The sequence below is a fragment of the Acinetobacter sp. ANC 7912 genome, from assembly GCF_039862785.1.
In the GTDB taxonomy this organism is placed as follows: Bacteria; Pseudomonadota; Gammaproteobacteria; order Pseudomonadales; family Moraxellaceae; genus Acinetobacter; species Acinetobacter thermotolerans.
The window spans coordinates 950,548-973,939 of the sequence record NZ_CP156795.1 but is presented as its reverse complement, the minus strand read 5'-3'; the positions used below and the strand labels follow the sequence as shown (position 1 = coordinate 973,939).

The 23,392-nt window shown below is 41.9% G+C and carries 23 protein-coding genes, 2 tRNA genes and 1 pseudogene; 12 read left to right on the top strand and 14 right to left on the bottom strand.

Going from position 1 to position 23,392, the window contains the following annotated elements:
- The first annotated feature begins 485 nt into the window (after positions 1 to 485).
- The 3 genes from ABEF84_RS04820 (at position 486) to ABEF84_RS04810 (ending at position 4,582) form a co-directional block, all read left to right on the top strand.
- Positions 486 to 2,315, top strand: a complete 1,830-nt coding sequence (locus tag ABEF84_RS04820; RefSeq protein WP_347453744.1) for a phosphoenolpyruvate carboxykinase (GTP) — start codon at positions 486 to 488, stop codon at positions 2,313 to 2,315.
- A gap of 355 nt (positions 2,316 to 2,670) precedes the next feature.
- Positions 2,671 to 4,023: an MFS transporter gene (locus ABEF84_RS04815; protein ID WP_404798866.1), complete on the top strand. Its 1,353-nt coding sequence runs from the start codon at positions 2,671 to 2,673 to the stop codon at positions 4,021 to 4,023.
- A 136-nt stretch (positions 4,024 to 4,159) separates the two neighbouring features.
- The gene (locus ABEF84_RS04810) at positions 4,160 to 4,582 is read left to right on the top strand and encodes a hypothetical protein (RefSeq protein ID WP_347454139.1); all 423 of its coding nucleotides are present in this window, start codon (positions 4,160 to 4,162) and stop codon (positions 4,580 to 4,582) included.
- A 57-nt stretch (positions 4,583 to 4,639) separates the two neighbouring features.
- On the opposite strand, the gene ABEF84_RS04805 is transcribed toward ABEF84_RS04810, so the two are convergent.
- Together ABEF84_RS04805 and folD are read right to left on the bottom strand one after the other, a co-directional pair.
- Entirely contained in the window at positions 4,640 to 5,308 is a 669-nt protein-coding gene (locus tag ABEF84_RS04805) for a 50S ribosomal protein L11 methyltransferase (protein WP_347453742.1), read from the bottom strand.
- A 141-nt stretch (positions 5,309 to 5,449) separates the two neighbouring features.
- Positions 5,450 to 6,298, bottom strand: a complete 849-nt coding sequence (gene folD / locus ABEF84_RS04800; protein WP_347473784.1) for a bifunctional methylenetetrahydrofolate dehydrogenase/methenyltetrahydrofolate cyclohydrolase FolD — start codon at positions 6,296 to 6,298, stop codon at positions 5,450 to 5,452.
- Between the two features lie 153 nt (positions 6,299 to 6,451).
- Between folD and ABEF84_RS04795 the strand changes: the two genes are divergently transcribed.
- Positions 6,452 to 6,525, top strand: a tRNA-Cys gene (locus ABEF84_RS04795).
- Between the two features lie 11 nt (positions 6,526 to 6,536).
- Positions 6,537 to 6,623 (top strand) — tRNA-Leu (locus ABEF84_RS04790).
- Positions 6,624 to 6,752: 129 nt separating this feature from the next.
- On the opposite strand, the gene ABEF84_RS04785 is transcribed toward ABEF84_RS04790, so the two are convergent.
- Together ABEF84_RS04785 and ABEF84_RS04780 are read right to left on the bottom strand one after the other, a co-directional pair.
- Positions 6,753 to 6,938, bottom strand: a complete 186-nt coding sequence (locus tag ABEF84_RS04785) for a hypothetical protein (protein ID WP_347453740.1) — start codon at positions 6,936 to 6,938, stop codon at positions 6,753 to 6,755.
- Between the two features lie 501 nt (positions 6,939 to 7,439).
- Positions 7,440 to 8,432 (bottom strand): NAD(P)H-quinone oxidoreductase, encoded by a 993-nt coding sequence (locus ABEF84_RS04780; RefSeq protein ID WP_347454386.1) that lies wholly within the window; start codon positions 8,430 to 8,432, stop codon positions 7,440 to 7,442.
- 129 nt (positions 8,433 to 8,561) lie between these two features.
- Here ABEF84_RS04780 and ABEF84_RS04775 point away from each other — a divergent pair, with 129 nt between their 5' ends.
- Positions 8,562 to 9,008, top strand: a complete 447-nt coding sequence (locus ABEF84_RS04775; protein WP_347453738.1) for an N-acetyltransferase — start codon at positions 8,562 to 8,564, stop codon at positions 9,006 to 9,008.
- Positions 9,009 to 9,038: 30 nt separating this feature from the next.
- Positions 9,039 to 9,317: a hypothetical protein gene (locus ABEF84_RS04770; protein ID WP_347454387.1), complete on the top strand. Its 279-nt coding sequence runs from the start codon at positions 9,039 to 9,041 to the stop codon at positions 9,315 to 9,317.
- A 39-nt stretch (positions 9,318 to 9,356) separates the two neighbouring features.
- Here ABEF84_RS04770 and ABEF84_RS04765 read toward each other — a convergent pair whose 3' ends face one another.
- Both ABEF84_RS04765 and ABEF84_RS04760 read right to left on the bottom strand, forming a co-directional pair.
- A complete protein-coding gene (locus ABEF84_RS04765) occupies positions 9,357 to 9,611 on the bottom strand; it encodes a DUF2798 domain-containing protein (RefSeq protein ID WP_347453736.1) in 255 nt (84 codons plus the stop codon).
- A gap of 72 nt (positions 9,612 to 9,683) precedes the next feature.
- A complete protein-coding gene (locus tag ABEF84_RS04760) occupies positions 9,684 to 10,199 on the bottom strand; it encodes a PadR family transcriptional regulator (RefSeq protein ID WP_347453735.1) in 516 nt (171 codons plus the stop codon).
- A gap of 121 nt (positions 10,200 to 10,320) precedes the next feature.
- Here ABEF84_RS04760 and ABEF84_RS04755 point away from each other — a divergent pair, with 121 nt between their 5' ends.
- On the top strand, positions 10,321 to 10,542 hold the full coding sequence (locus tag ABEF84_RS04755; RefSeq protein ID WP_347473783.1) for a hypothetical protein: 222 nt from the start codon (positions 10,321 to 10,323) through the stop codon (positions 10,540 to 10,542).
- A gap of 15 nt (positions 10,543 to 10,557) precedes the next feature.
- Here the strand turns inward: ABEF84_RS04755 and tnpC are convergent, their stop codons facing one another.
- The 6 genes from tnpC to cysD form a co-directional block, all read right to left on the bottom strand.
- Positions 10,558 to 12,183 (bottom strand): IS66 family transposase, encoded by a 1,626-nt coding sequence (gene tnpC, locus ABEF84_RS04750; RefSeq protein WP_347452878.1) that lies wholly within the window; start codon positions 12,181 to 12,183, stop codon positions 10,558 to 10,560.
- 74 nt (positions 12,184 to 12,257) lie between these two features.
- A complete protein-coding gene (gene tnpB, locus ABEF84_RS04745; RefSeq protein ID WP_000618091.1) occupies positions 12,258 to 12,593 on the bottom strand; it encodes an IS66 family insertion sequence element accessory protein TnpB in 336 nt (111 codons plus the stop codon).
- Entirely contained in the window at positions 12,590 to 12,973 is a 384-nt protein-coding gene (locus ABEF84_RS04740) for a transposase (protein WP_001055585.1), read from the bottom strand. The genes tnpB and ABEF84_RS04740 overlap by 4 nt, the downstream gene beginning before the upstream one ends.
- An 82-nt stretch (positions 12,974 to 13,055) precedes the next feature.
- Positions 13,056 to 13,499, bottom strand: coding sequence for a hypothetical protein (locus ABEF84_RS04735; protein ID WP_347473782.1), 444 nt, complete (start codon positions 13,497 to 13,499; stop codon positions 13,056 to 13,058).
- A gap of 183 nt (positions 13,500 to 13,682) precedes the next feature.
- On the bottom strand, positions 13,683 to 15,296 hold the full coding sequence (gene cysN, locus ABEF84_RS04730; RefSeq protein ID WP_347453733.1) for a sulfate adenylyltransferase subunit CysN: 1,614 nt from the start codon (positions 15,294 to 15,296) through the stop codon (positions 13,683 to 13,685).
- Between the two features lie 163 nt (positions 15,297 to 15,459).
- Positions 15,460 to 16,374, bottom strand: a complete 915-nt coding sequence (gene cysD, locus ABEF84_RS04725; RefSeq protein ID WP_034170514.1) for a sulfate adenylyltransferase subunit CysD — start codon at positions 16,372 to 16,374, stop codon at positions 15,460 to 15,462.
- Positions 16,375 to 16,696: 322 nt separating this feature from the next.
- Here cysD and ABEF84_RS04720 point away from each other — a divergent pair, with 322 nt between their 5' ends.
- From ABEF84_RS04720 to ABEF84_RS04710, 3 genes are all read left to right on the top strand, one after another.
- Positions 16,697 to 17,239: a hypothetical protein gene (locus ABEF84_RS04720; protein ID WP_347454138.1), complete on the top strand. Its 543-nt coding sequence runs from the start codon at positions 16,697 to 16,699 to the stop codon at positions 17,237 to 17,239.
- A gap of 523 nt (positions 17,240 to 17,762) precedes the next feature.
- Complete coding sequence (locus ABEF84_RS04715) at positions 17,763 to 18,398, top strand: YqiJ family protein (RefSeq protein ID WP_347453732.1); 636 nt, start codon at positions 17,763 to 17,765, stop codon at positions 18,396 to 18,398.
- Between the two features lie 67 nt (positions 18,399 to 18,465).
- Positions 18,466 to 20,163 (top strand): flotillin family protein, encoded by a 1,698-nt coding sequence (locus tag ABEF84_RS04710; RefSeq protein ID WP_347454389.1) that lies wholly within the window; start codon positions 18,466 to 18,468, stop codon positions 20,161 to 20,163.
- A gap of 178 nt (positions 20,164 to 20,341) precedes the next feature.
- Here the strand turns inward: ABEF84_RS04710 and ABEF84_RS04705 are convergent.
- A pseudogene (locus ABEF84_RS04705) lies at positions 20,342 to 21,501 on the bottom strand (IS3 family transposase).
- Positions 21,502 to 21,636: 135 nt separating this feature from the next.
- Between ABEF84_RS04705 and pgaB the strand changes: the two are divergent.
- Positions 21,637 to 22,836, top strand: a complete 1,200-nt coding sequence (pgaB, locus tag ABEF84_RS04700) for a poly-beta-1,6-N-acetyl-D-glucosamine N-deacetylase PgaB (RefSeq protein WP_347453731.1) — start codon at positions 21,637 to 21,639, stop codon at positions 22,834 to 22,836.
- Here the strand turns inward: pgaB and pgaD are convergent.
- A complete protein-coding gene (gene pgaD, locus ABEF84_RS04695) occupies positions 22,814 to 23,392 on the bottom strand; it encodes a poly-beta-1,6-N-acetyl-D-glucosamine biosynthesis protein PgaD (protein ID WP_347453730.1) in 579 nt (192 codons plus the stop codon). The two genes, pgaB and pgaD, sit on opposite strands and share 23 nt — an antisense overlap.

The following is a 23,392-nucleotide window of genomic DNA, read 5'->3' as shown; positions in this document are numbered from 1 at the left end:
AATTCAGCCTTTTAGCTATACCTAAATCATTCTATACAATAGAAAAAAAATATATAAAATCAATATAGTGCAAAGATTAAACCGAATTGAGAAAATCTTAAGCAACTGTGAATAATTTCTAAACACATTCATAGGGTCTATGCAAAATTCGAATTACCATCATTTATTTAATCAATGATGAGCTGCGTTCGGCGCAAAATAATAATGTTTTGATTTTTAAAGTTATATCTTCATAAAATATTACACATCATTGAAATAAATACAAAGTTTCAGCACTACACTCACGTCTATCTTCTTGTTATTAAATCATTTAATTTAAGAATTGCATTTTGTGACAATTTCACTCTAACCCTGCTTAAGTCTTATTTTTTTTGTGATTTTATGCTTTAATACAGCCACTTTTTTTCATATTTCATCTGGGCGGTATTTTCATCACCCAGACTATACTTTGTACATATTTGTACACTTTTGAGATAGGCCTCACCATGACCCAAGTGAACGCACCAGAATTCGTTCGTCACCCTAAGCTTATTGCCTGGGTGGAAGAGATTGCTAAATTAACAAAACCAGCAAAAATTGAATGGTGTGACGGTAGCGCAGAAGAATATCAACGTCTCATCGACTTGATGATCGCTAACGGCACAATGCAAGCGCTTAACCCAGAAAAACATCCGGGTTCTTATCTTGCAAATTCTGACCCTTCTGACGTTGCTCGTGTTGAAGGTCGTACTTTTATCTGTTCAGAAAATAAAGAAGATGCTGGCGCAACTAACAACTGGGAAGCGCCTGCAGAAATGCGTGCTCGCCTTAACGGTTTATTTGATGGCGCAATGAAAGGCCGTACTATGTACGTGGTTCCTTTCTCTATGGGTCCTTTAGGTTCTCATATTGCCCACATCGGTATTGAAATCACTGATTCTCCATACGTTGCAGTAAGCATGTCTAAAATGGCACGTATGGGTAAAGCAGTTTATGACGTTCTTGGCACTGATGGCGAATTCGTTCCATGTGTACACACAGTTGGCGCACCATTAGAAGAAGGTCAAAAAGACGTTGCATGGCCTTGCAACCCTGAAAAATACATCGTGCATTATCCAGAAACTCGCGAAATCTGGTCTTTCGGTTCAGGTTACGGCGGTAACGCACTATTAGGTAAAAAATGCCTGGCGTTACGTATTGCATCTTACATGGGTCGTCAACAAGGCTGGTTAGCTGAACACATGCTGATCCTTGGCGTGACTAACCCACAAGGTGAAAAACACTACATCGCAGCGGCATTCCCATCAGCTTGTGGTAAAACTAACTTCGCGATGCTGATTCCACCAGCAGGTTACGAAGGCTGGAAAATTGAAACTGTAGGTGACGATATTGCCTGGATCAAACCAGGTGAAGATGGTCGTTTATATGCAATCAACCCAGAAGCTGGTTTCTTCGGTGTAGCACCTGGTACAAACACCAAAACTAACCCGAACTGTATGGCTACCCTGCACAAAGACGTGATCTACACTAACGTAGCGGTAACTGACAACGGTGAAGTATGGTGGGAAGGTCTGACTAAAGAAGCGCCTGCTAACCTGACTAACTGGAAAGGCCAACCACACACTGGCGAAGAAAAAGCAGCACATCCTAATGCTCGTTTCACAGTTTCTGCAGCTCAATGTCCTTCTATTGATGCTGACTGGGAAAATCCAGCAGGTGTTCCAATTTCTGCGTTCATCTTTGGTGGTCGTCGTGCCGACACAGTGCCTCTAGTATCTGAAGCATTTGACTGGGTTGACGGTGTTTATAAAGCAGCAACTATGGGTTCTGAAACTACTGCAGCTGCAGTGGGTCAACAAGGTGTGGTACGCCGTGACCCATTCGCGATGCTTCCATTCGCTGGTTACAACATGGCAGACTACTTCACTCACTGGTTAGAAATGGGTGAAAAAGTTGGTGCTAAAGCAGCTGCTGCTGGCAACAAGCTTCCTGGCATCTACAACGTGAACTGGTTCCGTCGTGATGCTGAAGGCAACTTCGTATGGCCTGGTTTCGGTCAAAACATGCGTGTTCTTGAGTGGATCATCGATCGTTGTGAAGGTCGTGCAGACGCTGTTGAAACACCAATTGGCCGTGTTCCAACTTACGAACAGTTGAACTGGACTGGTTCTGACTTCACTAAAGAACAGTTTGACCTAGTAACTTCTCAAGACAAAGATCAATGGATCAAAGAACTTGAAAGCCACACTGAATTGTTCAACAAATTAGGCGACCGTATGCCAGCTGCGTTAATCAAACGCCAAGCTGAGCTTCTGGAAGCTGTTAAATCTGCTTAATTGCTGATTTAAATAAAAAGGTCGCGTAAGCGGCCTTTTTTTATTGCTTTAAGATTAAGGGCATCACCACTTTTTGATCTGTTTTATATCTAAATAACTATATTTTCTAAACGCTACCTCTATTCATTAAAGAACAATATTTAGGCAATCAATCTATTATTAAAATCAAGTAATTACTCTAAACAAATGGTAAATTTTTGTTTTATAAAAATATTTGAAACTTCTCTTATTTATTAAGACTAAAGTCCTATAAAAAGCGAAAAGTTGCAGGCGTATAAGTATATGAAATCTCCCCATTTTCCTTCTCACTAAAACATACCTTTTTAGATTTTATAGTAATGAAAATGTAAAAAAGATGTGTTTTACAGCATTCCTTTGGAGCAATGTTGTGAATCAGCCCCTTTCTGAAGCTGTTGCACCGCAGCTTGACCGTAAAACACGGGTTAAATCCATTCTCGGTGGTTCTGCAGGTAACCTGGTCGAATGGTACGACTGGTATGTCTACGCTGCCTTTACCTTATATTTCGCTTCTCAGTTCTTCCCGGATGGTGACAACACCGTAAAACTCCTGCAAGCCGCTGCTGTCTTCGCACTGGGCTTCCTGATGCGCCCGATTGGCGCATGGATTATGGGGATTTACGCAGACCGTAAAGGCCGTAAAGCAGGTTTAACCCTTTCAGTTTCATTGATGTGTGTCGGCTCGCTGATTATTGCCTGTGCCCCAACTTATGATTCGGTCGGCATGCTGGCTCCTGCACTGCTGTTGTTCGCGCGTTTGCTGCAAGGTCTCAGTGTCGGTGGTGAATATGGTTCAAGTGCCACTTACCTGACTGAAATGGCGGGTAAAAATCATCGTGGTTTCTACTCAAGCTTCCAATATGTGACCCTGATTTCAGGTCAGCTGTTAGCACTCTGTGTACTGATCTTCCTGCAACGTACGTTGACTGAAACACAACTGACTGAATGGGGTTGGCGTATTCCCTTCCTGATCGGCGCTTTCCTGGCGATTGTCGTATTCTGGATCCGTCGTGGTCTGGTTGAAACCCAATCTGCAAAACAGGCAGTGGAACAAGCGAAAAAAGGTGGTCCGAAATCTGGTGCCCTTGCATTATTCACCAAATACCCTAAACAGGCATTTACCGTAATCATGCTGACTGCCGGTGGTACTTTGGCCTTCAACACCTTTACCACTTACCTGCAAAAATATCTGGTCAATACCTCTGGTTTTGAAAAAACCACAGCAACTGAAATCACCACCCTTGCCATCTTTGTATTTATGTTACTGCAACCGGTGATTGGCGCCCTTTCTGACCGCATCGGCCGCAAACCAATTATGATTGCATTTGGTGTACTGGGTGTACTATTCACCATCCCAATCTTCAATGGCCTAGGTTCTACTACCAGTCCAACTACTGCATTTATGCTATGCATGAGTGGTATGGTGATTGTGACTGGTTATACAGCGATTAATGCGGTGGTGAAAGCTGAACTGTTCCCAGCTCATATCCGTGCCCTGGGTGTAGCACTGCCTTACGCGATTGCCAACACTCTGTTTGGTGGTACTGCCGAACTGGTGGCTTTAAGCTTTAAAAACGCCGGTCATGAAAACTATTTCTTCTACTACATTACTTTCATGATTGCTTTGTCACTATTGACTTATGTCTTTATGAAAGACACCAAAAAGCACAGCATGATTACTGATGACTAAGTAACTGTATTGCTTTAGGAGCTTTCCGGGTGGAAACATTCGGAAAGCTTTTTTATTGGAATTTTATGTTTGCTGCCATTCCGCTTTTTCACTGCTATGGCATACTTGTCAGATAAAAATATGGGAAATCATCATGATGAAAAAAACAGTTGTTTTACTGGGTGTAGCAATCGGTTCTTTAAGCTTGGCAGCATGTCAAACCACCCCACAACCGTATAACGGTCAGACTGGCTACGAAGTGATTGAACAGGGTGCAAATAGCGCAACGTTGCGTTATACACTTTCTGGCAAAGCCAGCAGAGATGAAGCACGTTTGCAGTCAGCCTGCAGACAGGTACTCGGTTCATCGAAGAGCTGGAATGTTACTGTGTTAAGCAGCAATGAAATTAGTAATACTGCTCTGGCAGATCAGCAATATGGTCGCCAGTTAGGTAATACCCGCGCACAAATCAGCTTAAGTAACACGCCTGACCTGTACAATACCGAAAATCCAGGCGTACGTGATGCACTGAATGCTCGCCCAAGTACATTACGCGTGATTCAGTTCACCTGTTCTTAATGGTTGAGATTTGAAAAAAGGGCTAAATGCCCTTTTTTTTGTTTGTATTGCTCGTGCTTATAAAGTTTTATAGAAACTCACATTACGGAATTCAGGTGATTCATCCAAATCAGGCCAAGTGGTCGCGCTACGCTCATCCAATTTTTCATATTTCGGATGGCTAAAGTTTTTTACCCGACTGTCAGCCACCCACACTTCTGGAGCGAATTTCAGGAATTCATCAAGGAAGAAACGGTTGCACTGGTCATATAAAACATCAGCTGCTAACAGGATATCCACCTGCTCTGCTTTATACAGATCATCCAGATATTCCAGCTCGACATGATTCAGTTCAGCATTGGCACGACAGGCATCCAGACTAACCTGATCAATGTCACAGCAGATGACACGCTTAGCCCCTGCCATTTTCGCGGCAATCGCCACGACACCTGAACCTGCACCAAAATCTAGCACCACTTTATCTTTGACATGATGCGGTTCTGCTAGGAGCCACTGTGCCATCGCCAAACCCGACGCCCAGCAGAAGATCCAATACGGTGTATCGTTCCAAATCCGGCGAATCACTTCATCATCTAGCTTATCCGTTGGAAATACTGGTGGAATCAACCACAATGAAATCGGTGTTTCCGGCAGCTGTTGTGCCATTAATTCACAATTGGGAATGACTTGGTGTAAGGCTTGCAGTAAATGCTCAGGGGCTTGGGGAAATTGGAAAGTACAGCTCATTGGATTTCTTTTAATTGGTATTTATATCTTTATTCAATCTCCCCTAACCCCTCTTTAATAAAGAGGGGAACTTGCTTCTAAACAAAAATGTCTTACGCATAAATTCCCTCCTTTGAAAAAGGAGGGTTAGGGAGGATTTTATTAACCTAAAGCCTTCTCAGCAGCTTCTACAGTTTGACGAATCAAAGTTGTAATCGTCATAGGACCTACACCACCTGGCACTGGTGTATAAGCAGAAGCAATTTCTTCAATACCTTGTAACTGAATATCACCAACACCGCCACCATCACGTGGATGGAAACCAGCATCAACCACCACAGCACCTGGCTTGATCCAGTCTTTTTGAATCAGTTCAGCCTTACCTACTGCACCCACCACGATATCTGCTTGTTTCACCAGTTCAGGTAGGTTTTGAGTACGTGAGTGACAGATGGTTACTGTTGCGTTTGCTTGCAGTAACATCATCGCCATTGGTTTACCCAGAATCGCAGAACGACCAACAACCACCGCATGTTTACCCGCGATTTCAATGTTGTTTTCTTTCAGGATGGTCATGATGCCTGCAGGCGTTGCAGAACCATAAGCTGCTTCCCCCATCGCCATACGACCGAAGCCCAGGCAAGTTACACCGTCTACGTCTTTTTCAAGCGAAATTGCATCGAAACAAGCACGTTCATCAATTTGAGCAGGTACTGGGTGTTGTAACAGAATACCGTGAACATCTGGGTTTGCATTGAGTTTTTCAATTTCAGCAAGCAACTGTTCAGTAGTCGTTTCTTTTGGAAGTTCAACTTTTAAAGAGTCCATACTGACACGGCGGCAAGCATTTCCTTTCATACGAACATAAGTTGCAGATGCGCCATCGTCACCTACCAAAATAGTCGCAAGGATTGGAGTACGACCTGATTTTGCTTTAAGCGCTTCAACGCGAGTTAACAAATCAGTCTCAATTTGCTTTGCCAATGCACGACCATCTAAAACTAATGCCACGGCACTTCTCCCAAGTGTTGATATGAATCAATTTTGCACATTCTACATGATAATTCTGAATATTTTCCGTCATATGCTGTTTTTATGCGCATATGAATGAATACACTATTGTTTTTTTTGCAGGGCTTGATAATATACGCATCAACAAGACGCGGCGGGGTGGCAGAGTGGTCATGCAGCGGACTGCAACTCCGTGGACGCCGGTTCGATTCCGACCTCCGCCTCCAATCTTGTTAAAGCCCGAGTGGTGAAATCGGTAGACACAGGGGATTTAAAATCCCCCGCCCTTCAAGGCGTGCCAGTTCGAGTCTGGCCTCGGGCACCATTTTTAGACAATGAAAATGGTGTAATAAAAGAACCCAGCGTAAGCTGGTTTTTTTATGCCTGAAATTCGGTGAAATAGATTCCTACTGATATTTCTATCAGCTCCATCTCCTATCTTTCACAGAATGAATTAACGACGGCGTTTACGTTTGCCACCTTTCGCCAAGCGGTTCAAATAATTTTCCAGATTTAACAAGGCCAGATAAAACACTTTGGCTTGCTTGGATGTCACACGATTAAACAGTCGTGCCTGAATGACCTGTGCTAATGCCCGGCTTTGATGGATGGGTTTAAAAGGTCCTTTTGCAATCAACATGGCTGTTCTCCCCGGATCAAGCAAAATGAGAGTGACCACTGGATGAATGGTCTTGCTTAAACCATTGCAAAAACCCGACCAGTTTTTTACTTAAAATTCAAAAATGCACTCATTAATAGGCAGAACCAAAAGAATCAGCTGAATGAAATAACTATAAATAATTGTTATTTAATAATTTTAATTAAAAAAGTAATTCGAAATATTTTTCACATAAATGCGCATGTTTTTCAACAACAAATATTCTAGCCCAGAACAATACGTACTTCATTGCTATAAACTGACATAATCTGTCAGTTTTTGGTCACAAAATATACAAATAATTTTGTAAAAACTGAGTATGCGCAAGTGGATTATTATGTGAGAAATATCATATCCCGCACAAAAAAAGATCAGTCTGTTTATTCAAGCGGAAGTTATCAATCTTGAATAATGCTTACCCATTCTTTAAATAAAAAAGGGATAAAACCGTGACGATTTTATCCCGCATAACAGCAGCTTATTTTAAATCACTTCAACCACAATCTTACCAACGTGATCGCCCGTATCCATCGCTGCATGGGCATCCTGAATCTGATCAAACTTGAAAGTCTTATAAATCATTGGCAGACACTGACCTTGTTCCAGTAATGGCCAAACGGTTTCTTCCAGACCTTTGGCAATTTCTGCTTTCTCTTCAGTATTACGCGCACGCATGGTTGAACCGGTAATGGTCAGACGTTTCATCATGATCTGCCCCAGTTTGACCTCTTTGGCCTTTGCACCTCCCAAGAAAGCAATATAGACCAGACGACCATCACGACGCAGCAGGTTCAGGTTTCGTTCCAGATACGGCGCACCAACGATATCCAGAATCACATCCACGCCAGCATTGTCAGTCGCTTCATTGATGACTTGTTCAAAATCTTGGGTCTTGTAATTAATCGCTGTGGTCAGATGCGAGATCGCCTGCACTTTTTCATCCGTACCCACAGTTGCAAAAGTTTTCATGCCGAGTGCATTACACAGCATCAATGCCGTGGTTCCGATTCCGCTGGTACCGCCATGAATTAGCACGGTTTCTCCTGCTTTGGCTTTGCCCATCTGGAACACATTCGCCCATACGGTAAAGAAAGTTTCAGGAATCGCCGCGGCCTGTACATAACTCACTCCATTTGGAATCGGTAAAGTCTGGCTTTCTGGGACCACACAATATTCGGCATAGCCACCACCATTGGTCAGGCCACAAACCTTATCACCCACCTGAAAGCATTTTACATGGCTACCAACTGCAATCACTTCACCTGCCACTTCTAGCCCCGGAACAGGCGTTACCCCTTTGGGCATTGGGTATAAACCCTGACGCTGCAAGATATCCGGACGGTTAATTCCGAAAGCATGAACCCTAACCAGCACTTCATTCGCTTCAGGTTCAGGAATGGCAACCGTTTCATAAGCCAGTTTCTCTACGCCACCCGGTTCAGTAATGATGACTTGTTGCATGGTTTGCTGCGACATGAATTCTTTCCCTAATCTTTACGTTTCATCTATTTCCGGTTTATTTGAACACAGAAAGTCGGCAGATTGAAGAACTATGGACTTATGTATAATCAGCACAGTATTTAGTAAATTGATATACAACGACTCATGACAATAATTCAAAAAGCAAAACCAGAAGATATTAATCCAATGCTGAACATCTGGCTCAAGGCATCGCTTAAAGCCCATGATTTTATTCCTGCGGATTATTGGAAAAATCAGCTGATTCCAATGCGAGATCTGTATCTGCCCTTGTCAGAAAATTATGTGATTAAGGAACAAGACAACATTCTAGGTTTTATTTCCTTATTAAGAGCAGAAAATGTTCTGGCGGCGCTGTTTATTGATCCTGAGCAGCAAGGTGCTGGCTATGGCAAAAGCCTGGTGGACTTCTTAAAACAGCAATATGATCAATTGCATTTGAATGTCTATGCAGACAATACGTCAGCCGTTGGTTTTTATCAAAAACAGGGGTTTCAAATCATCTCTCAAGGAATTGATGAGAATACCGGACAGGCGGAACTCAACATGAGCTGGTTTAGGTCATCTTCTTAAAAAATCAAAATGAGATCAGGATGATAAAAAATGGATTTAAAAATCATTTTGCTGTTTTGTATTTTGCCTTGTATCGGGGTGGTTTTTGTCACATGGCTATTACGCTTTCCCTGGCCCTGGTTTCTAAAAGCAATGATTGGCCTTGAAATTGTGATTGCTGCCTTCAGTATGCTGATTGAGATTGATGCCCAGCGCACACCGGGAAATAGTGGCTGGATCATGATGTTTGCCGCAGCCTTTCAAGTCTATTTAGTCTTGATGCTGTTTTTGGCTCGCTTGATCATTTGGCAGGGCGAAAAACGGGACTAAACCGGCTCCATTTATCCCGCCCCCATGCTTCAACTTTTACTATTTTTCTTTTGGCATTTCGATAAACTGCATCAGAAATTTACGTACTAGCGGTAACACCACCAGAATCAATGGAAATGCCATCAGCCATGACAGGCTCCAAGCATGCAGCCACAAGGAAATAAACTGGTCACTCCAGCCTTTGTTAATGAACATGTTAAAGCAGGAAATTGCGCCACTCATAATACCGGAAAGAATTAGCGGCATGAGCCAGTTCAGGTGTTTCGGATGGAATTTTGGGAGATTGTTACTCATAAATAACCTTTTTACTTACTTCTTTTCTTTAAGATGATGTTGTGCTTTCACGGTTTGCTTCATATCGCACTTTTATAAATGGGCGATCTTAGCTGCAGCCTGTTCGATCTGATCGGCGATTTCTTTGATCTGTTCAACACTCATGTTTGTTTGCAGTTTTAAACGTAGAGACGCTTTCAGGCTCTCCATCGCTTGGTTGATATCACTATAACGCTCATCAGTCTGAATACGTCGACGGGTTTCAAAGCGACTCAGGATCAGCTCAATAGCGTCTTTATGAGCTGCGAGATGTTCAATGCCTTGAGAGGAAATGCTGTAGCGTTTACGTTCATCTGTCGTGATTTTTGAGGTGATGAACTGCTGTTCTTCCAGATAATTAATAGTTGGGCAAATCGTACCTGTACTCGGCTTATAGTTTCCGCCTACGAGCGCTGCCACGTCTTTGATAATGTCATAGCTATATTTAGGGTTCTGCGCCACAAAATGCAGTACCAATAGCTTCATCTGCCCTGCTTCAAAGAGGCGTTTACGTGGCTTGGGAGAGTTTTCTCGTTCTTCTGAAATGACAGAATCAGGAATACTTGACATAACAAAGATATATCTTAAATTTAATTAAGATATATCTTATCACCATTAAAATAATTATCAAATCATGTAACATTCAATCATATTTTCTTTTTGAGTTGTTTTTATGGGGAAAATAAGAGACATGCTCCTAACAGGCATGACACAAGCAGAGCGTAAAGAAGTACAACAAGCACTTGGACAATTAAGTGAATTACATAGAAAACTTTCAACCACTTATACACTAGCAGATAATTTAGAACATATTACTGATGGACGTGATGCAGCTGCAAAATTAATTAAAGGTGAAATTGATTTACTGCAGCTAGAAATTCAAATCTTAATTAACAAAGTAAGCGTCCGCTGAATCCCATACCAATTTTTAATTCGATTTAGGTTTCCAGCAGTGTGGCAGTAACTCTTCAATCTGGGTCACTTTATGTGTCGGCAGCCTTTTCAGCACATCACTTAAATAGGCATACGGATCCAGCCCATTTAGCTTTGCTGACTGGATTAACGTCATGATGTTTGCCGCTCGCTGACCACTGCGCAGCGAACCTGCAAACAGCCAGTTCTTGCGCCCCAACGCCCAGGGACGCATCTGATTCTCGACCCAATTATTGCAAATAGGTAGATTGCCATCATCCAGATAGCGACTTAAAGCTGGCCAACGCTTCAGAGTGTAATTGATCGCCTTGGCGGTGGGAGAACTCGATGGCACTGTCAGATGATATTGGTTGAGCCATTCATATAGTTGTTGCATCACTGGTTGACTATGCTGTTGTCGGTATTCGCGGCGGTCTTCCGCTGTACCATCGGTCTTTTTCCTGAGCTCTGCTTCTATCGCATACAGTTTCTGAATCAGCACCAATGCCTGTTCAGCGACCTGACTTTTCCCGGTCACATGCAGTTCATGGAATTTACGACGTGCATGGGCCATGCAGCCCACCTCTATGACCTGGCCTGATTTAAAGCGTGCTTTATAACCACTGTAATCATCACAGACTAGATAGCCCTGCCAGCCTTTCAAGAACTCTGCAGCATGCTGGCCTGAACGACTATCCTGAAAGTCATAGATCACTGCCTGAACTGGATTGTACTGTGTAGTGGCATAGGCCCAGACATAACCTTTCTTCGGTTTTTTATCATTCTCACCCATCCGCATGATGGTGACCGGCGTTTCATCGGCATGCAGCACCTGCTGTTGTAGTACCACCTCTTTTAAGGCATTGGCCAGAGGCTCCAGTTCTACACCGCAGCGACCTATCCAGTCAGATAAAGTTGATCTAGAAAGTTCGATTCCCGCCCGCTGATAGATCAGACGTTGACGGTACAGCGGCAAATGATCGGCATATTTCGATACCAACACATGGCTGAGCAGTTCAGGTGAAGCAATGCCTTTATCAATCACATAGGCGGGCATCGCTTGCTGAGTCAGGGTGTCACACTGATCACAGACCCATTTACCACGCACATGCTGTTCCTTATAGAACTGTGCCGGTCTGAAATGCAGTTTTTCACTGATATCTTCGCCGATACGACGTAACTGGCAGCCACAACTGCATTGGGTTGATGCTGGTTCATGCTCAATACGAATGGTGTGTAGATGATCGGGCAGCAGTCGACGTTTAGGTTTGTTGACTGTGGCTTTCTCTGTCGCTGCATCGGTTTTATCTGCATTTAATCGTTCTAATTCTAGATCAACCGCGGCAATATCTTCTTCAACCGCTTCGTCCCACAGGTGGATTTGTTTGGTCGTTAAGTGTTCATTCTTCTGGGCGAACTTATGCCGTTTAAACAGCGCCAGTTCATGCTCGTATTTTTGAGTGAGAATAGAAAGATGTTGAACTTTAGAATCTAATTGCTGATTGGTGACTTCAAGATGTTGAACTCTGGCATCTAATTGCTGGTTTGATTGTGCTAGAGACTGATGCTGCAGCGCCAACTGCCGGGTGAATTCCAGCAGTTGTTCATGGGTCAGTTGGCTTAAGTCAGGCAGCGTATTCATGACCGCAGTATGCCTGAGGTCATGAGAAGAATGAAATAGAACGTTTGGAGAATAGCAGAATGGACCAACCTAGTTTAGAGCATCGTCACCACCTGCTGTCGTCCAATGCGCTGCCAGGGCAAACCTTGGATCAGTGCCTGTAACTGTTCCGGGCTGAGGGCCACGGTTTCACCTTGGTGAACTTGAGCCCAGTGAAATTTGCCCTGTTCCAGCCGCCGGGCACACAGCCAGATGCCCAGTCCATCATGTACCAGTACTTTCATGCGATGGCCACGTTTATTACAGAACAGGTAAGCACAATGCGGTTTGATGTAGCCAAAGGCTCTCACCACCTGAGCCATGGTCGTATCCATACCTGCACGCATGTCCATGGGCTGAGTAGACAACCAGATTTCATCAATGCGGATCATGTTGCAAGTGCCTTGAGTAATTCTGCCAAGGCAGGTATTTCTGATGTCTGCCATTTTAGCTGAATATCATTATTCGTATGAGGCACGGTGATACACAACGTGATTCTCTCATCAATAGGTTGGCTGATTGCAGCAGTGTAAGGCAAAGCAATAAATGCTGGATTCACATGAGTAGGATCCTGTACGGCACCCTCATGATGGCTGAAGATCCTGATCCAACGACTGACAAGGTTGGCATTAATACTATGTTGCAGTGCGACCGAAGCGATCGAGGTATTAGGATTTTTACAGGCATTGACAATACTGAGTTTGAATTCTTTGCTGTATTTTCTGCGTTTTTTAGCAACAGGAGGTGTTGCTGAATATATATCCATGTTCATGGATTAAGTCCCCACTTGTTTTTAGGTGGGAACTAAATTAAGGCTTATAGGATCGCTTGGTAAGGCTGTGTTAGCCGGATGCTTACTTAACAAATTCTAAATCTACCCTCTTTCTGTTGTGCTCCAGATTTGTATTTATACATCCTCGCTTATATACCTCTGTCATATTCAAGCTACTATATTTTCTCATTATAGATGTGATATCAGTGTCTTTTGTTTCCAACATATAATTGATAGCTTCACTGAATCCATAGTTAAAACCTTTCATCCGGCTTTCTTCTTCTTTTCTAATTTCCACTTGCTCTTCTGCGGTTAAATCGCCCTGCTCAAGTTTATTTCTTGATGTAAAACTACGCCCAAACGTTTCATACAAATCTAAATTTGGCTCAGTTATGCCTTTTTTAATTGAAGCGACTGCACCATACCACCCCCAAAAAGCAGCGTCTGAGAAGTCAAAACAATGCGATTCAACATCCCTATTGAGTTCATCTAATACTTGCTGTTTTGTTTTACCACAAGATACCAATACACAGAATATTAGTAATAAATATAACCATTTTCATTTTATTCTCAATTTTTAAACTTATATTTTGTCTTTAATATTTAAATTATCACTTTAGACTCATTCAAAAACCCTATCAACATAATTTTCTTTTAATGCATTGAAAAACCCGCCTTACAGCGGGTTTTTCTTAAAATCAGTCTAGTCTTATAGACGAACTAATTCCACAATTTTCTCAGCAAGTTCTTCAACGGCTTCTTGTGCATAAGTCACATCTGTACCTTCTGCAAGGTCAGTAATCACTACCACACCAGTTTCACGTACAAGTGCAACCTGTTCAGCAGTCAGACCAGCTTTTGCAATTGCAACCACACCTTGTTGGATCAACAGGCTTTCAAGTGCTTGTGCATTTTCCAGAGCTTTTGCAGTTACAGTTACTGCAGCAGGTTTTTGACCTAAACGTGCAGCACGTGCTTCAGCAGTTACAGGCTCGTTGTGTGCAGTCCATTCTACCGCAGCTTCAACCATACCCGCACCAACAGTCACGTTGCTTAGACGGTCAATGAAGATGAATGAACCTGTGTAACGGCTGTCTTGATAACGGTCGAATACCACTGGCGCATCAAATTCAATGGTCACGTCAGCAATCGCATTCAGATCAAGCTGCTCAACCTGCATTTTTTCCAATGTATTCACATTGGTACGGTAGTTAATTTTTGCAACTTTTGCAGGGATGGTTTGAGTACCAAACTTCACATTATAAAGTTTGCCAACAACCAATGGCTGATCATTCATCCAAACTACAGATGCACGAGCAGAACGTGAAATTAGCGGTTGTTCACCTGCTTTCACCAACACGTTACCACGTGAAATATCAATTTCGTCGTTCAGTGTTAATGTGATCGCCTGACCTGCAACAGCATGATCCAGATTACCGTCAAAAGTCACGATTTCTTTCACTGTTGATTTCTTGCCAGATGGCAGCGCAACAATTTCATCGCCAACTTTTACTTCACCCAGTGCGATGGTACCGCAGAAACCACGGAAGTCGAGGTTAGGACGGTTGACATACTGAACTGGGAAACGGAATTCGTGCTTGCTGGTATCGTGCGCAATTTCAACGTTTTCCAAAGTCTCCATTAAGGTTTCACCTTGGTACCAAGGTGTATTTGGAGATTTGTTGACAACGTTATCACCATTTAACGCAGAAATTGGCGTAAAGATGATGTTGGCAGGCTTACGATCGCCTAACTGATCAACGAACTTGTTGTATTCAGCCTGAATTTCATTGAAGCGTGCTTCAGAAAATTCAACCAGGTCCATCTTGTTCACTGCAACCACGATATTACGAATACCTAAAAGACTCGCAATAAATGAGTGACGACGTGTCTGAGTCTGAACACCATAACGCGCATCGATCAGGATGATCGCAAGGTCGGCAGTAGACGCACCAGTGGCCATGTTACGGGTGTACTGTTCGTGCCCCGGGGTGTCGGCAATAATGAACTTACGTTTTTCAGTAGAGAAATAACGGTAAGCCACATCAATAGTAATACCCTGCTCACGTTCAGCTTGCAGACCATCGACAAGAAGTGCCAAGTCAGGTGCATCGCCAGTCGTACCCACTTTTTTAGAGTCACGAGTTACGGCTTGCAGCTGATCTTCATAAATCAGTTTTGAATCGTAAAGCAGACGGCCGATCAGGGTTGATTTACCATCATCCACGTTACCGCAAGTCAGGAAACGCAATAAGTCTTTATTTTCGTGCTGTTTCAAATAAGCCAAAATATCTTGGCTAATAAGTTCTGATTGGTGAGACATCGCTCAAAGCTCCACAAATACGTTGAAATCGTTTCTAATCTTCAAATCCACCTAAATCCTCCTTTACTAAAGGAGGAATTTCCTCCGTTTCCTTTCAGGAGTTCCCCCTCTTTATCAAAGAGGGTGAGCAGCACTGCTGCGCAAGGGAGATTTCTTAAGATTCTTAGAAGTAACCTTCCTGCTTTTTCTTTTCCATCGAACCTGCTTCATCATGGTCGATCATACGGCCTTGACGTTCAGATGTGGTTGCTAAAAGCATTTCCTGGATAATTTCCGGTAAAGTTGTTGCAGTAGATTCAACTGCACCAGTCAGTGGATAACAACCTAAAGTACGGAAACGAACCGATTTCATTTGTGGCACTTCGCCTGGGTTCAGGCGCATACGCTCATCATCAACCATGATCAGCGTACCATTACGCTCAACTACTGGACGTTCAGCAGCTAAGTACAATGGAACAAGTTTAATATTTTCAAGGTAGATATATTGCCAGATGTCTAATTCAGTCCAGTTAGACAGTGGGAATACACGAATACTTTCGCCTTTGTTTACTTTACCGTTGTAAAGGTTCCAAAGTTCAGGACGCTGGTTTTTAGGATCCCAACGATGTTTAGAATCACGGAATGAATAAACACGTTCTTTGGCACGTGATTTTTCTTCGTCACGACGTGCACCACCGAAAGCAGCATCAAACTGATATTTGTCCAGCGCCTGTTTCAGACCTTGGGTTTTCATAATGTCAGTATATTTAGAGCTGCCATAGTCGAATGGGTTAACGCCCGCATCACGACCTTCTTTGTTCTGATGCACGATCAGATCAAAGCCATGCTCTTTGGCCATGTTGTCACGGAACTTGATCATGTCTTTAAACTTCCAGCCCGTATCTACATGGAGTAGTGGGAATGGAAGCTTGGCAGGATAGAACGCTTTCAGTGCTAAATGCAGCATTACTGCTGAATCTTTACCAATTGAGTAAAGCATGACTGGGTTTTCAAACTCAGCTGCAACTTCGCGAATGATGTGAATACTCTCAGCTTCAAGCTGTTTAAGATGAGTAAGTCTTTCCTCATTTAATGACATGGACAACCTGCGTATTACACGTGTACTTATTACACTTTATAAAATTTATATTCATTATAGTGATTAAGTATTCATAACGTTTTCTTGTTTTGTGCTATCCATATATTAAAAGATCATATAAAAAATCTCTGATATATCTTATAAGTTTTATTCAATCTTATGATTTATAATGTATTTGATCTTGCTATTTTCGCGCATTCTGCCTCAAAGACCCACTATTTTTTAATAATAAGTTGATAGAAAAATCATATAAAGTGGCGGTTTTCAATAGAAGTAAAACCACCTAGAGTAGATCGTAGCTCTTATGATGATGATTCCAGATATGCCATTTAATCAATACGATCTCGAAACATTAAAAAACCGACTCGAACAAGCACCATTGGCTGGCTATATCTATCAGCATGAACAACACATGCTGATTTTGCAGGAACCTTTTGCCGATGATGGCAGCCCTTTAAATGTTTATGTACAACATGAACTGACAGCAGACCAAATCGGCCTGCAGTTCGGCATCCGCCTTAAAGATGGCCAGGCGGAGTACGTACTGGGCATTACCCACAGCAATCAGAATCCGAGTTATGAAATCGGTGCAGGCAACCTGCGCAGTGATCAAAAAGCCTTTAACCTTTTATATGCTTTCTATAATTATCCAAAAGCCTTTTATCTGGTTGCTCTACCTTTGGCAGCAAATAGCCAGGCGCTGGAAAAGGCTTTGGAAGAACAACTCTTTAATAAGCCTGAACTTGCTTTCTTGGAAACTGCAGTAAAAACCAATCCAATGGGTGAACAAATCCAGTGGATGAAGGCTTATATCCTGCAACAGGCTTTGGACATGAAAGTTCGTATCCAGACTTCCTTGCTGTAATTTTGCTTAGACGAATGGATGCAATCTACTGTCCTACTTTAGTCGAGTGGTATGCTGCATCCTTTCTTATTGACTAATTGCTCTGTTTTATCAGTGACTAAAAATATATAGTCATCAGACTTCCATGTTTTGAATTAGATACCTTCTCCCACAATTCGTCGGAAACGATATTTGCTTTTTCCTCAAGATTTTTCAGGTTTTATAAGTCCTTGAGAAGTCTGACTTCTTTATCTATTTCTTTATTCTGATCGATCAAAAACTCAAATCACAAGACTAAACCTATGAGTTTCCTAATTTATTTCATAATAGGATAAAAATTAGAAAATTATGTCTTCTATTCAACATCCTCCAATATTTCGCATAAAAGTTCGTTCAATATCTTATTTCGTATTTATGAATCAAGTCTCAAACGCTGAACTTTTGTGTGGATTTTGATTGCAAAATGTTTAATCAATGTTATCTTTTTTATAAGCAAGAATTATTCTTACTAAACCGAAAATCATAATTATAGAGACCCTAAGGAATGTGGGAGCTTTTTACCGAACCATCTAACATTGTATTTAGTATCAGTTTAAGCCTGATGCTGATGTTTGCAGCCCTAGAATGCATCCTGCTGTTCTTGGGAGGCGGTTCGCAAAGTGTTTTTGATCAGCTCCTGCCCGAAGATACTTCTCTCTCTGAGCTGCATCCCGCGCAAGATCCAAGCCTGTTTACTAAAGTTTTTGACTGGCTTTATTTAGGCAAATTGCCAATCTTTATCTGGCTGATTATCTTCCTGAGTACCTATGGTTTAAGCGGCCTGATCCTGCAGGGCCTCTTTGAACGGATAACTGGCTATTTACTTAGTGGCTGGCTAATTTCCCCTGCCTGTCTGTTCCTATGCATGCCAATCGTACGTTTCAATGCCAAAATGGCTGAGAAAATCATGCCTAAAGATGAAACCACCGCGATTCATATTGAAGAACTCATTGGCCGTACCGGTACCATTATTCTAGGCGATGCCCGCATCAACTCCCCGGCCCAAGCCAAGGTTCAGGACCAGTTCGGTCAAACCCATTATGTCCTGGTTGAACCTGCGGCGGATGAAGTTTTGCCACAAGGTCAGAATGTTGTACTGGTAGAAAAAACACGTGTCGGCTTTCAGGCAACCAGACTCTGATTTAGCAATTTAAAAAAAAATTAATTCACAACCGTTTTACACACATAACAATAGGGTCTCAATAACAATGCTAGATTTTGATTTATTTAATATTTTAATTATTGCAGGGGTAATTTTTGTTGTTCTGATTACTTTTGGGTTAATCATTGCACGTCTTTATCACCGCTCCAGCAAGGAAATTTCTTTTGTTCGTACCGGTTGGGGCGGTGAAAAAGTGATTCTTGGCGGTGGCGCCATCGTTTTACCGGTGCTGCACGAAATCATTCCAGTGAATATGAATACCCTGCGTCTCGAAGTCCGCCGCGCAGATGATCAGGCGCTGATTACCCGAGACCGTATGCGTGTCGATGTGATGGCAGAGTTCTATGTCCGGGTAAAACCGACTGCAGATTCCATTGCCACAGCAGCACAAACCCTCGGTCAAAAGACCATGTCTCCAAATGAGCTAAAAAATCTGGTGGAAGGTAAATTCGTCGATTCTTTACGTGCCGTTGCAGCCGAAATGGCGATGGAAGAACTGCATGAAAAACGGGTCGACTTCGTCCAGAAAGTTCAACAAGTAGTTTCAGAAGACTTGCATAAAAATGGCCTGGAACTTGAAACCGTTTCTTTAACTGGCCTAGATCAAACTGGCTTTAAATATTTCAATCCACAAAATGCCTTCGATGCCGAAGGTTTAACCAAGCTGACTGAAACCATCGAAGACCGTCGCCGTAAACGTAACCATATTGAACAGGATACTGATCTGGCGATTCGTGCCAAAAACCTTGAAGCAGAACAGGCACGTTTACAGATCATCCGTGAAGAAGAATATGCCAAGCTGCAACAGGAACGTGAAATTGCCATTCGCCGTGCTGAACAGTTTGCTGAAATTGCAGCACAGGAAGCTGCGAAAAAACGGGAAGCGGAAGAAGCGCGTATTGCAGCAGAACGTGAAATTGAATTAAAACGCATTGCCTCAGCACGCGATGTTGAAAATGAAAATATCCAAAAAGCCCAACTAGTACAAAAAGCACAAGTTGAGCAAAAGAAAACCATTGAGCTGGCTGAACAGGATCGCGCCATTGCCATTGCAGAAAAATCTCGCGCTGAATCTGAAGCTAAAGCACAAGCGGATCTCGCCCGTGCTCAAGCAGTAAAAGCGGAAGAAGAAGTTGTGACTGTGCGTCAAATCCAGCAAGCAGAACGTCAAAAAGCAGTTGAACTGGTTGCGGCAAAAGAACAGGCAGAAAAAGAAGCCATTGCCATTACGGTTGCTGCCGAAGCAGGCAAACAGGCTGCTGCTGATGAGGCAGAAGCGGTACGTATTGCTGCTGAAGCAGAAGCTGAAAAAGTCCGTCTAAAAGCGAAAGGTGAAGCGGAAGCCAAGGTGTTACTGGCGGAAGCAATGGAGAAACAATATAAAGTTGATGCAGAAGGGACCCGCGCGGTCAACGAAGCAAATAATGTCCTGTCTTCTGAACAGGTGGAAATGCAAATCCGTCTGGCCATGCTGAAATACTTGCCAGAAATTATTCGTGAAAGTGTTAAGCCTATGGAAAATATTGACGATATCAAGATCCTACAAGTTAATGGTCTGCATGGGTCATCTGCTGGAGCTGAGGCTTCTTATGAAGGTAATAATGTTGCCCTTTCCGACCAAGTCGTAAATAGTGCGCTACGTTACCGCAGCCAAGCACCCCTCATCGATAGCCTGATGAGTGAATTAGGGATTCAGGGTGGAGATATTAATGGGATGACGCAAAGCCTAAAAGCGAAAGCTTGATTTTTTTTATTTTCTAAGACATCTAACAAAAGGCTTCCGGTTTGGAAGCCTTTTGCAATAATTAAACATATTTCTAAAAATAAATATGTTATTTCTGAATAATAAAAATAAGCATTAAGAGGTGGTCCCACTTGTTTGAACAACTAAAAGCTTATTTATAAGTGATATTCTGCTCTAGTTAAGCTACCTTATTTTGTTGTGGTAGCTGGTCATAGTAAAACTCATCTGGAGTCATTTTGTCCAGACTCGAATGAGGTCGTTTCAAATTATAAAATTCAAAATATGCATTTAATTGCTTTTTCGCATCAAAAACATTGCTGTAGGCTTTGAGATAAACCTCCTCGTATTTAACGCTCCGCCATAATCGTTCAATCATCACATTATCGACCTATGAGCAGCGATGCTGCGCAAGATTACCGTCCATGCTGATTTGGATGTCATTTGATTTTAACACTTCAATAAACGCATCACTGGTAAATTGACTGCCTTGGTCTGTATTAAAGACTTCAGGTCGGCCATATTTTTCAATAGCTTCATTTAATGTTTCTATACAAAATGCAACCTCCATACTAATCGATACGCTATGGGCAAGCACCTTACGGCTGTGCCAATCAATCACAGCACATAAGTAGACGAAGCCTTTTGCCATAGGGATATATGTTATATCCGTTGCCCACACTTGATTACTCCGTTGAATATTCAATCCTTTGAGCAGATATGGATATTTACGGTGAGCTTCATTGGCCTGACTTAGATTTGGTTTACGATATAACGCATTAATGCCCATTTTCTTCATTAAAGTACGTGTATGACGTCGTCCTATATGATGTCCTTGACGGTTCAATAAATCACGCATCATACGGCTACCTGCAAAAGGGTATTGCATATGTAATTCATCAATACAGCGCATCAGCTTCAGATCTGATGCACTCACAGGTTTTGGGCGATAGTAATAACAACCACGGGAGACTTTCAGTAGCTTAGCTTGCTTAGATACTGAAATCTGAAGTGAGTCGTCGATTAACTTTTGTGGTTGAAGCGGCCCAGTTTCTTCAACGCACCTTCTAAAAAATCAATTTCTAATGCCTGCTCACCGATTTTTGCATGTAGTTTTTTTAGATCAATGGGTGGTTCTGCTGGAGCTTTTGATTGATCGAAGGCTTGCGAGGAAGCCGAAATCAATTGATTTTTCCAGTCGATAATTTGGTTTTGATGAACATCAAATTCAGCACTCAATTCAGCAAGTGTTTTTTCTGCTTTAATTGCAGCAAGTGCTACCTTAGCTTTAAAGTCATTTGAATGATTTCTTCTTGGTCTACGTGCCATAAAATACTCCATATATCGATGTTTATAACATCATTTGGAGAGCAAAATATCACTTATAGGTGTTGTTCAAATTTACGGAGCCATCTCTTTATGCCGATAAGGTATTATTCATTTTCCTATAATAACGATAATTAATGGAATAGCATTATGAAAATTAAATTTTCTTCTAGAGAAAAACTATTCAATATAAGTTTCAGTTTAATCTGTTGTTTGAGCTTAATCAGCCCAGCCTCTAGTTCAGCAAATGACTTAAATAACCTTTCCTATTCAAACTCGCCAACAGCAGAACAAAATAAGTTAGATCAACAAATTGAAATGTCGATCATGCATCTGGATATAGACTATATTTACGATCCAGATCCAAAACAACTAACACAGAATATTACTCATTTAATTAAAAGAATTCACGAAGTACAACCAAATACAATTTTCCTGCAAGCTTTCGCTGATCCAGATGCGAATGGTTCAGCACATGAAGTGTATTTTCCTAATCCTCATCTACCTGTAAGAGCAGATTTGTTTAAAAACATCACTGATCAGATTCGTAGTCAGACCACTGTCAAAACAATCTATGCGTGGCTACCGATGTGGGCTTGGGAACTACCACAGCATTATCAAGCAAATTATGTAAAACATGCGAATCAGAATTCTAAAGGCTATATTCGTCTTTCACCTTTTGATCCTAAAAACTTTGTTTACGTTTATGATGTTTATAAGGCTCTAACTAATGAGGTGACTATTGATGGAATTTTGTATCATGATGACATTACCTTAAACGACTTTGAAGATAGTTCGACTTATGCTATACAAGTTTACAAACGCTGGGGATTTAGAAATGCTGAGAAATTGCTTCGTAATCCAAAGCATTCCGATCAATTAAAATTTGCCAAGGCAAAAACTGCCTATCTTGATGGCCTTGCCCTACAATTAAGTCTTAAACTAAAAGAAATACATCCTAATCTCAGGTTTGCTCGCAATTCTTATGCCCCTGTCCTGCTAAATCCTGAAAGCGAAAAGTGGTTTGCACAATCCACAGTAAGTACTCTACAACACTATGATTACAACGCTGTAATGGCAATGCCATATATGGAAAAGGCAGCAGATCCAAAACAGTTTTATCTCGATCTGATTGTAAAAGCACGCCAGCATGATCCGGCACTGGCCCGAACTATTTTCGAGATTCAGACTATTGATTGGAACACACAACGTAAGCTGTCAAATGAAGAACTATTAGAAACAGTGCAATTATTGAAAGAACAAGGGGTGCAGCATATTGGTTATTATCCGGAAGACCCGTACCTACCACACCCCTCCTCATTAATTTTTAAGCCGAAGAAACCTTCATAAATTGCCCTTGAATATTATACTGTTCTAATTTACCCGCTTGATTATAGTGTAAAGTCAAATTCTTGGCCTGCACCATTTCCAATAGGGCATGTTTATCAAGTGCAAAATTATGTGCAATTTGCTGTGACTCCACTGGTTTAGGGGCTGATCTCCGATCCTTTCCATTAAAACGAAACCAGTTATAGCCTGCCCAGATCAACAAGCATGAAAAAGTGATTACAATTAAACTAGCCAGCTTGATTAAAGTCAGTCCTTGATAGGGACTAGATTCACTTAATATCTGCCCCATAATCAGATTAGACTCAAACCACCATAAACTTAATGAAACCAGAGGCATAAACAACCAAGCCCATACCATCCAACCTACAGCCATTAGGGTATACCCACCTGTTCTGTCTTTCACATAATCTGGGACATCTATATATTCAGGAATATCTAATTCCACACCTTCCACCTGAGAAAGCTCAAGCTTAGGTATTTCAATAGTTGCCGGGACTTCTATATATTCTGCAATTTTAATCTGCTTCTGCGCAGTATTATTGTTATTTTTCAGCAT